The organism is Hypericibacter sp. (genome assembly GCF_050729195.1).
Lineage (GTDB): Bacteria > Pseudomonadota > Alphaproteobacteria > Dongiales > Dongiaceae > Hypericibacter.
On the sequence record NZ_JBOHKS010000070.1, the window covers coordinates 1 to 8,715 of the forward strand.

Consider the following 8,715-nt stretch of genomic DNA (forward strand, 5'->3'; position numbering starts at 1 on the left):
AGGGGAGGCCGTCGCCGGAAGGACCGATCCCGCGGCATCTGGCAAGGCAAGGATGTATCGTCACGCCGGCTTTTGTCCGATCTGCGAGACTGCGGTCACCTTCGCCTCCGGCAACGCGTGGTATCGCGACAATCTCCTCTGTCCCCTCTGCCGGTCGGTGGTGCGCGAGCGCGCCCTGACCCTTGCGCTCAACGAGGTGGCGCCCGATTGGCGCCGGCTCGCAATTCATGAATCCTCGCCGGCCAATCGCGGCATCTCGGTCAAACTCCGGCGCGAAGCCGCGGGTTACGTCGCCTCGCAATACTTCGGCTTCGGCCGCTTGGAGGCCTTGTTCCGCCACGGCCGTCACGAAGATCTGGCGGCGCAGCGATTTCCCGATGGCCGCTTCGATCTCGTGATCGCCCTCGACGTCATGGAGCATGTGTTCGAGCCGGCCAAGGTCTTTCGCGAGGTCTACCGGACCTTGAGGCCCGGCGGCCATTGCCTGCTGACACTCCCAATCCGCAAGAATCAGGCCGAGGCGGCGCACCGGCGCGCGGCGCGTACGAAGCCGGGATTTGTCCGCCATCTGGTCCAGCCGCCCCAATATCACGGCAATCCGATCGGTCGGGGACGCTCCCTCGTCACCTTCGATTATGGCTACGCGATCGAAAGCCAGATCGCGCGATGGGCGCCGTTCGAGGTCGACATCCGGCATTTTCACGACGAAGATCACGGGATCCTCGGAGAGCATACGGATGTCGTCATCTGCCGCCGTCCGGGCTGAACGTTCCGGGCCCGGGTTGCCGGGGACAGGGGATCCTTAAGAGAACGCAACCTTCGAATCGCATCCGCCGGATGTAGAGTTTCTGGACATGGCCCTCGGATAAATCCTCCCGCATGACCGATTCCGACCGCAAGCCGGACGAACATCAGTTCGCCACGGTCCGCAATCCCCGCCTTCGCCTGCTCATCCCCCTGGTCGTCGCGATCGCGTTCCTGATGGAACAGCTGGATTCGACGATCATCACGACCGCCATCCCGGATATGGCGAAGAACCTCGCCACGACGCCGCTGCGCATGAACCTGGCGGTCACGACCTATGTCCTGACCCTGGCGGTGTTCATTCCCGTCAGCGGCTGGTTCGCCGATCGCTTCGGCGCGCGCCGGATCTTCGTGCTGTCGCTGGTGATCTTCACCATCGGCTCCTGCCTCTGCGGGATCGCGGACAGTTTCGCGATGCTGGTCGCGACCCGCGCGCTGCAGGGCCTCGGCGGCGCCATGATGACGCCCGTGGGGCGGCTGATCCTGCTGCGCAGTTTCCCGCGCGGCCAGTTCTTCACGGCGATGATCTATATGAGCCTGCCGGCTTTGATCGGGCCGGTCATCGGGCCCTTGCTGGGGGGCGTGATCACCACCTACGCGTCATGGCGCTGGATCTTCTATATCAACATCCCGTTCGGCTGCGCCGGCATCCTGCTGGCCTTGCGCTATGTGGAGGAGATTCGCGGCGACAAAAAGGTGAGGTTCGATTTCCCCGGCTTCCTGATGGTGGGAGCGGGGGTGGCGCTCCTGCAATATGGCATCGAGAATGTCGGCCGGCCGACGATTCCGACCCTGGCCATCATCGCCGTGCTGATCGCGGCGGCCCTGTTCCTGCTGGCCTTCGTTCGCTATGCGCGGAAGGTGGCGGCGCCCGCGGTCGATCTGACCTTGTTCCGGCTGCGCTCCTTCCGGATCGGCACCCTCTCGGGCGGTCTCGCCCGCATCGGCATGAACGGTGTCCCTTATCTCCTGCCGCTCATGCTGCAGGTCGGCTTCGGCATGAGCCCGGTCCTGTCGGGCTCGCTCACCTTCGTCACCAGCTTCGGTGCGCTGGCGATCCGCCCGATCTCGACGCGCCTGCTGCGAACGCTGGGTTTCGACCGGCTGCTGTTCTGGAGCGCGCTCCTGGGAGCGGCCGTGATCGCGGGCTTCGCCCTGATCGGGCCGGACACGCCCTATTGGGTCATCGCGATCTATATCGCGTTCTTCGGGCTGCTCCGCTCGGCGCAGTTCATGACCTCCAACACGCTCTCCTATGCCGAGATGCCGTCCGACAAGCTCAGCCGCGCCACCAGCCTTGGCGGGGTGCTGCAGCAGCTCACCGTCAGCTTCGGCGTCTCGCTCAGCGCGATGCTGCTGGGCTTGCTCACCGCGGAAGGCGCGCCGCTCACCACCGCGCGCTTCCACGAGGTGTTCCTGCTGATGGCGGTCATTCCGCTCCTGGCGCTCCCCGGCTTCCGCTTCCTGAGGCCGGAAGACGGCATGGAGGTCAGCGGCCACCGCCGCGCCGCGAAAGGCGGCTAGGGCGGACTCTTCGCTAGCTCGAGATCCCGTCCAGCCATTTGTTCAGCCAGGCGTCGTAATTGCCGGCATAGGATTGCTGGTCGATGATGATCTGCTGCTTCAGATTCTCCGCCCGGCCCGGATCGTTGCGGGCGAGCTCCGGCGGCAGCATGGCCGATGCGGCCGGATTGGCGCAGCCATTCCCCATGATCTTGAACACTTCGATCTGCCGTTCGGGAATCTGGGTGGAGGCGATGAATTTTTGTGCCGCCGCGACATGCTCGGCCCCTTTGGGGATGGTCCAGGAGGAGGCGCTCAAGGCGCCCTGGTTCCAGGTCCAGGTCACCTTGCCCTTGGTGTCGCGATCGAGCACGCTCGCGCGCGTATGCCACAGCGCACCCATGACGATCTCGCCGGTGAGGAGCATCTGCTGGCTGTCGGCGCCGCTCTCGAAATAGACCAGATTGTCGGCGTGCTTTCGCGCGGCCTTGATGGCGCGGTCGATGTCGAGGGGATAGAGCTTGTCGGGCGCGACGCCGTCGCCCAGCAGCACCGCCTCCCAGGCGCCGATGCCATATTTCCAGATGGCGCGCTTGCCCGGATATTTCTCCATGTTGAAGAAATCCACCCAATCCTTGGGCGGTTCGGCCCCGACCTTGGCGGTGTCGTAGGTGACGACCGTGCTGTAGGTGTAGTTGCAGATGCCGAACTCGAGCGCATAGCCGGGTTGGACCTTCGATTTGTCGACGATCGAATAGTCGATCGGCTCGAGCAGGCCCTGCCCGCCCAGATCGATCGCCATGAAGACCTCGATCTCGGCCACATCCCAGGTGACATGCTTGGCGTCGACCATGGCCTTGATGTTGCCGGGCATGGGTCCGCTGCCGTCGATCTTGACGCCGATGCCTGTATCCGCGGTGAAGGGCTTGCCCCAGCCTTCGCCTTCCGCGCGTTCGGCGTCGCCGCCCCAGTTGGCGATGACGATCTCTTCGGCGGCTTGTGCGCGTCGTGTCAATCCGAGGGCTGCGGGCGCGATCCCGAGCAGCGCGCAGGCCTCGAGGAAGCGGCGGCGGCTGACGCGGCCCTTCCGATAGGCATCGATGACTTCAAGTGCCTGCGAGCTCTGATTGATTCCCATGTCGCCCTCCCTGTTGATGCTTATGGCGTCCGAAGTCCGACGGCCCGGCCCCGGCACGCCGCCTCGGTTTTCAATCGAGGCACTGGCTCTGTTTCCTTCAAACCATGATCTCGCCGCCGCTCGCCACGACAGTCTCGCCGGTCATGAACTGGTTGCGTCCGGAGGCGAGGAACGCGACAATCTCGGCGATCTGATCCGGCGAGGCGGCGTTTCCGATGGGGATGCGCTGGATCGCGCGCGGCAGCCAGCCCTGTTCCTGGGCCCGCTCGGTGGCAATCGAGCCGGGGCTCACGCCATTGACCAGGACACCCTTGCCGGCCAGCTCGAGGGCGAATGTCTTCACCAGGCTGCGGACGGCCGCCTTAGAGGCGGCGTAATGCGGATAGAGCGGCTTGGGGATGTAGGAGTCCGTCGAGGAGATACAGACGATCCGACCATATTGCCGTGCCGCCATCGCCGTCATGAAGGCCCGGGTCGTGAAGAACACGCTCTTGAGGTTGGTGTCGAAGACACGGTCCCAGGAAGCCTCGGTGATGTCGGCCGTCGCCTCGAAGGGATAGATGCCCGCATTGTTGACGAGGATGTCGCAGCGCCCCGATTCCTTCAGGATCGCGTCGCGGGCGGCAAGGATCTCCGCCTCGCGCGTGACATCGGCAACATGCGCCCGGGCGCGGGATCCCAGCTTCGCGGCGGTTGCTTGTAACCGGTCGCGGTCGAAATCCATGAGATGGACGAAGGCGCCGCGAGAAACGAAAAGCTGGCTGATCGCAGCGCCCAATCCTTGCGCGGCCCCGGTCACCACCGCCACCTGATCGTCGAAGCGCTCGAAGGTCATGATCGCCACGTCGGATGTCGCGCCTGCAGCCTTTGCAACAGTAGGAGCCGCGCTCTGCTGTCGCTCCATACCCCGCGCGGGGTATCTCCGGCGGTCGATGGGCTGGCATACTGACATGGCAGTGCGGCGTCGATTGAACCGGTTGCTCGCAAGGAGCGACAGATGGGTTGACGCTGGAAGAACCTGGGAGGTTTCGCGTGACGAATGTCGGTCTTACCCCTGGAACCTTCGATCCCGCGAAGATCGGCCCGGTCGAGCTTCCGTTCAGCGAAGCGGAGTATCTGTCACGCCTTGCCAAGGTCCGCGGGATGATGCGCGAGCGCGGGATCGACCTGCTCTGGGTCACGACGCCCGAAGCCATCTGCTGGCTCCATGGCTACTTCACGAGCTGGTACAAGGCGAACTCGCCGATGCGCTATCCGCAATGCTACGGCACGGCGATCCATGCCGGATCGGATCGGGTCATCCATTTCGACAATCCGACCGAAATGCCCGTCATGGCGCGGACCTCGATCTGCAAACACAACCGCTGGCTTCCCGATCGCCGGGCGACACCGAACCTGCGCTTCATCACGGAGGAGCTGGCGAAAGAGGGTTGGCTCAGCGGCACGGTCGGCATGGAGTTCTGGAGCTACATCCCCAACCGTGCCATCAGCACGATGTTCGAGGGTGCCTTCCGCGCCGCCGGCTGCGAGGTGGTCGATTCCAGCGCCTTGTTGCGCCGCGCGCGCCGGGTGAAATCGGCGCAGGAGATCGCCTATATCGAGAAAGCGACAAAGATCTGCGACATCGGCCACCGCACGATTCAGGATCTCCTAAGGCCCGGCATCACCGAGCTCGATCTCTTCGGCGCCGTGACTCACGAGATGATGAAGGCGGGTGGCGAGTTTCCGGCCCTCATTCCGATCTTCAACACGGCGCCCGTGGTCGACGGGGTTCCCCAGTCGATCGGCCATAGCATGGCCAGCACGAAAGTCATCGAGGCGGGCGAGATCCTGGTCGCCGATCTGTGCGGCGTCTATAACCGCTATCACGGCAATGCGATGCGGGGGTTCTTTGTCGGCGATCCTCCCAAGGCCCTGGTGGAACGCTATCGCCTCGCCGCGGGTGTCTACGACGTCATCACCTCCGATCTGAAGGCGGGATTGACCGTGCGCGAGGTGAATCGCCGCCTCCGGCGATATTACGACGAGGTCGGTCTCTGGTCCGAGACGGGCGGCTGGGCCCTTGGCTACGAGCTGGGCTTGAGCCTGCCGCCCGACTGGGTCGGCGACTTCTACTTCAATCTCGGCGACGACGAGTTCCTGGATCGCGTCTTCGAGGACGGGATGGTCACCAACTTCGAGAGCCTGTTCGACACTGCGCTCATCGATACCGTCGTCTGGGACCGAAAGGGCTGCCGCCTGCTGTCGAAGACGCCGCTGGAGCTCATCGCCGTCGGCTGACGGTCGACCCCTCTAGGTAGCGGCGACCTTGTGCGGTTCCGTGACGTAGAGCTTGTTCCCGTCGGGGTCGAAGAAGGCACGGAAGCGATAATGGGTTCCGTTGGGATGCCGCCAGGTGCCGAACTGGGGGCTCACCCACTCGACCTTGCCGTCGAGCTCGGCCATCGCAAGGTCCAGATCCTCGACCTCGAAGGCGAATGAATCGAGCCCGGGCGCGCTCTCGGCGCTGCTTCCGGTCCGGCGCGGCTCACGCTCGCCGACGCCCGTCTTCAGCACATAGAGCGTCAGATTGCCGAGGTCGATGGCGGCCCAGCTTTGCCCCGGCAGATAGGGCAGGAAGAAATCGAGGCCCAGGGTTCCGTGGTAAAAATCCACCAGCCGCTGAACATCCTTGGTCAGGATGTCCATATTGTCGATCCGCTTGAGCTTCAGCATCGCGTGCGTTCCCTGGCAAATGAAGACATCGAGCCGGTGTTGTGTAACACCGTTTTGCGATCGATGCCGCCACGGAAACCGATGCCGGTGACCAACGCAACCAGGCTCAGGCCAGCACGGCCAATCCCGCCGCCGCGATCTGGCCGTCCTGCTGCGCCGTGCCGCCGCTGACGCCGATGGCGCCGATGATCTCCTCTTCCACGATCAGGGGCACGCCGCCCTCGACCGGCACCACGCCGGCGAGGCCGAGCGTCGGCATCCAGCCGCCGGTCAGGCGATCTTCGAGCGCCTTGGTCGGCCGCCGGAACATCAGCGCCGAACGGGCCTTCGCGATCGCGACCTCGATGCTTGCGAGCTGCGTGTCGTCCATCCGCGCGAAGCAGAGCAGATGACCGCCGTCATCGACGATGGCGATGCACATGGTGAATTCCTGCCGCAGCGCTTCCGCTTCGGCGGCCGAGGCGATGCGCCGCGCGGCCTCGAGCGTGAGCTTCTTGCGCGCCGGCAACGTCATGGCGACGGTGCCCTTCATGCCCGGTGTGGTCATGGCTGTTCGCTCCCTGGATTCGATGCCGGGATCGGGCTCCGGCCATCGCTATCCTGGCCCAACGAGCCTCCGCGGGTCTTACGGAAATTTAAAGCCCGGTCTTTCTAATGGGCGGCTTAGGGTGCGGTGGCGACGAATGCGATTTTGGCGGCAGTCCCGGCTTCGGCCGATCGCTTTTGCCAACTTACGGGTTTCATTGAGAGATTTTCAGCCTTTGAGGGCGCAAACCAGCACTTGCCCAGGGGGCCGGCGAGGGGTTATGCCGACCTCCTGGCGGGAGGGGATCCATGGCGGAAACGCGTGACAGGCTGATCGGGCTGGGCGAGCCCGCGCCCTGGTTCGAGGCGCATACCACCTTCAATCCGCGCTTCTCGATGCCGAGCCTCGGCGGCCGCTTCGTCGCCCTGGTGTTTCTCGGCCGCGCCAGCGCCCCTGTCTGCCACGCCTTCGTCGAGCATTTGGCCGTCGCCGCGGCGTCGCTGCCCGACAGCGACGAGAATCATGTGCGTTTCGCGGTCAGCTGCGACGGCGGGGATCAGGTCGATCCGGTCATGGCCACGGCCTTTCCCAAGGCCCGCATCTTTCATGACCAAGACGGCCACGTGTCCGGCCTCTATGGCGCGATGGACCGGCGCGCCGAGAGGCCGGAGCCCGACTATCGGCCGCATTGGCTGATTCTCGACCCGATGCTGCGGGTCTATGCCCGTGGCAGCATCGAACGGCCGGATCTGTTCATAGCCGCGATCAAGGGATTGCCGTTGCCGGGCGAGCATGCCCGGACCAACGCCGAGCTCTGGGCGCCGGTGCTTCTGGTGCCGCGGGTGCTCGAGCCCGAGTTCTGCAAGGCACTGATCGGTGTCTATCAGAACGGCCAGCCGTCGGCGTCTGGCTTCATGCGGACCGAAAACGGCAAGACGGTCGGCAAGCTCGATCCGAATTTCAAGCGCCGCAACGACGTCACCATCGGCGATCCCACATTGCGCAACGCCCTGGTGCAGCGCATCCATGCGCGGCTGGTGCCGGAGATCAAAAAATCCTTCCAGTTCTCGGTCAATCGCATCGAGCGCTACATCGTCGCCTGCTACAGCGCCGATGATGCCGGATTCTTCAAGGCGCATCGCGACAACACCACGGCGGGCACCGCGCATCGCCGCTTCGCAGTCACGATCAATCTGAATGCCGAAGACCATAGCGGTGGCGAACTGCGCTTCCCGGAATTCGGCATGCGGCGATACAAGGCGCCCACCGGCGGCGCCGTCGTATTTTCCTGCTCGCTGCTCCATGAGGCGATGCCGGTCACCAGGGGCCTGCGCTATGCGACGCTGCCCTTCCTCTATGACGACGAAGCGGCGGCCATCCGCGCACAGAATCTCAAATTTCTCGACAAGAAGAGCACCGGCACGGCCGACGAGGCCGCGGAGACGGCGGAAGAGGCCGAGGCCAAGGCCGAGTACTGAGCGCCCGTCGAGGCCGTTGAACGCATGAAAAAGGGGCCGCATTCTCATGCGGCCCCTTCTGTTTCAGGCGCGGGTTTTCGATCAGGCCAGATGCTTGGCGAAGAAAGCCGCGGTGCGCGCATCCGCCTGGTCGGCGAGGGCCGGCACGCGCGACGAGCCGGTGTGGCGGGCGAAGGCATGGTCCGCGTCGTAATCGTGGATCGTCACCAGCGGGTTGCCCTTGAGCGCGGCATGGACCTTGGCCTGGGCTTCGGGCGGAACAAACCGATCCTGCTTCGCGATATGGAGCAGCAGCGGCTTGCGGATCTTGTCTTTCTCGCCCAGCAGGCCGTCGATGCCGACGCCATAATAGGCGGCCGTCGCATCGCTGTCGGTGCGGGCCGCACACATGAAGGCCAGACGCCCGCCGAGGCAAAAGCCGATGACGCCGACCTTCTTGCAGCCGCGGGCCCGCAAGGCGGCAATGGTGGCCTTGATATCGTCGATGCTCTTGTCGGCATCGAATTTGTTCATGTAGTCGAGGCCCTGCTGGAACTGCGCCGGCAGATCGG

Annotated in this window: 9 protein-coding genes; 4 read left to right on the forward strand and 5 right to left on the reverse strand. The window is 64.6% G+C overall.

The features are described from left to right. Positions 1–766: class I SAM-dependent methyltransferase (locus ACREE8_RS05735; protein ID WP_431572022.1), on the forward strand; the 766-nt coding region annotated here is incomplete at its 5' end. 113 nt (positions 767–879) lie between these two features. Further along, a complete protein-coding gene (locus ACREE8_RS05740; protein WP_431572023.1) occupies positions 880–2,328 on the forward strand; it encodes a DHA2 family efflux MFS transporter permease subunit in 1,449 nt (482 codons plus the stop codon). Between the two features lie 13 nt (positions 2,329–2,341). Here ACREE8_RS05740 and ACREE8_RS05745 read toward each other — a convergent pair whose 3' ends face one another. Both ACREE8_RS05745 and ACREE8_RS05750 read right to left on the reverse strand, forming a co-directional pair. After that, entirely contained in the window at positions 2,342–3,445 is a 1,104-nt protein-coding gene (locus ACREE8_RS05745) for an ABC transporter substrate-binding protein (RefSeq protein WP_431572024.1), read from the reverse strand. A gap of 97 nt (positions 3,446–3,542) precedes the next feature. Next, the gene (locus tag ACREE8_RS05750; RefSeq protein WP_431572030.1) at positions 3,543–4,280 is read right to left on the reverse strand and encodes an SDR family NAD(P)-dependent oxidoreductase; all 738 of its coding nucleotides are present in this window, start codon (positions 4,278–4,280) and stop codon (positions 3,543–3,545) included. Positions 4,281–4,477: 197 nt separating this feature from the next. Here ACREE8_RS05750 and ACREE8_RS05755 point away from each other — a divergent pair, with 197 nt between their 5' ends. After that, positions 4,478–5,725 carry a M24 family metallopeptidase gene (locus ACREE8_RS05755; protein ID WP_431572025.1) on the forward strand — a complete coding sequence of 416 codons (1,248 nt, stop codon included), beginning with the start codon at positions 4,478–4,480 and terminating at the stop codon, positions 5,723–5,725. A gap of 12 nt (positions 5,726–5,737) precedes the next feature. On the opposite strand, the gene ACREE8_RS05760 is transcribed toward ACREE8_RS05755, so the two are convergent. Further along, positions 5,738–6,160: a VOC family protein gene (locus ACREE8_RS05760; protein WP_431572026.1), complete on the reverse strand. Its 423-nt coding sequence runs from the start codon at positions 6,158–6,160 to the stop codon at positions 5,738–5,740. A 106-nt stretch (positions 6,161–6,266) separates the two neighbouring features. After that, complete coding sequence (locus ACREE8_RS05765; RefSeq protein ID WP_431572027.1) at positions 6,267–6,707, reverse strand: GlcG/HbpS family heme-binding protein; 441 nt, start codon at positions 6,705–6,707, stop codon at positions 6,267–6,269. A gap of 287 nt (positions 6,708–6,994) precedes the next feature. On the opposite strand from ACREE8_RS05765, the gene ACREE8_RS05770 reads away from it, so the two are divergent. Next, positions 6,995–8,164 carry a 2OG-Fe(II) oxygenase gene (locus tag ACREE8_RS05770; RefSeq protein WP_431572028.1) on the forward strand — a complete coding sequence of 390 codons (1,170 nt, stop codon included), beginning with the start codon at positions 6,995–6,997 and terminating at the stop codon, positions 8,162–8,164. 81 nt (positions 8,165–8,245) lie between these two features. Here the strand turns inward: ACREE8_RS05770 and ACREE8_RS05775 are convergent. Continuing rightward, a partial coding sequence (locus ACREE8_RS05775; protein ID WP_431572029.1) for a dienelactone hydrolase family protein occupies positions 8,246–8,715 on the reverse strand: 470 nt, incomplete at its 5' end.

What these genes read in the sequence shown, in the direction of transcription:
- ACREE8_RS05740 (WP_431572023.1), top strand. Translation starts at nt 880, where the DNA reads ATGACCGATTCCGACCGCAAGCCGGACGAACATCAGTTCGCCACGGTC.
- ACREE8_RS05745 (WP_431572024.1), bottom strand. Translation starts at nt 3,445, where the DNA reads ATGGGAATCAATCAGAGCTCGCAGGCACTTGAAGTCATCGATGCCTAT.
- ACREE8_RS05750 (WP_431572030.1), bottom strand. Translation starts at nt 4,280, where the DNA reads ATGACCTTCGAGCGCTTCGACGATCAGGTGGCGGTGGTGACCGGGGCC.
- ACREE8_RS05760 (WP_431572026.1), bottom strand. Translation starts at nt 6,160, where the DNA reads ATGCTGAAGCTCAAGCGGATCGACAATATGGACATCCTGACCAAGGAT.
- ACREE8_RS05765 (WP_431572027.1), bottom strand. Translation starts at nt 6,707, where the DNA reads ATGACCACACCGGGCATGAAGGGCACCGTCGCCATGACGTTGCCGGCG.
- ACREE8_RS05770 (WP_431572028.1), top strand. Translation starts at nt 6,995, where the DNA reads ATGGCGGAAACGCGTGACAGGCTGATCGGGCTGGGCGAGCCCGCGCCC.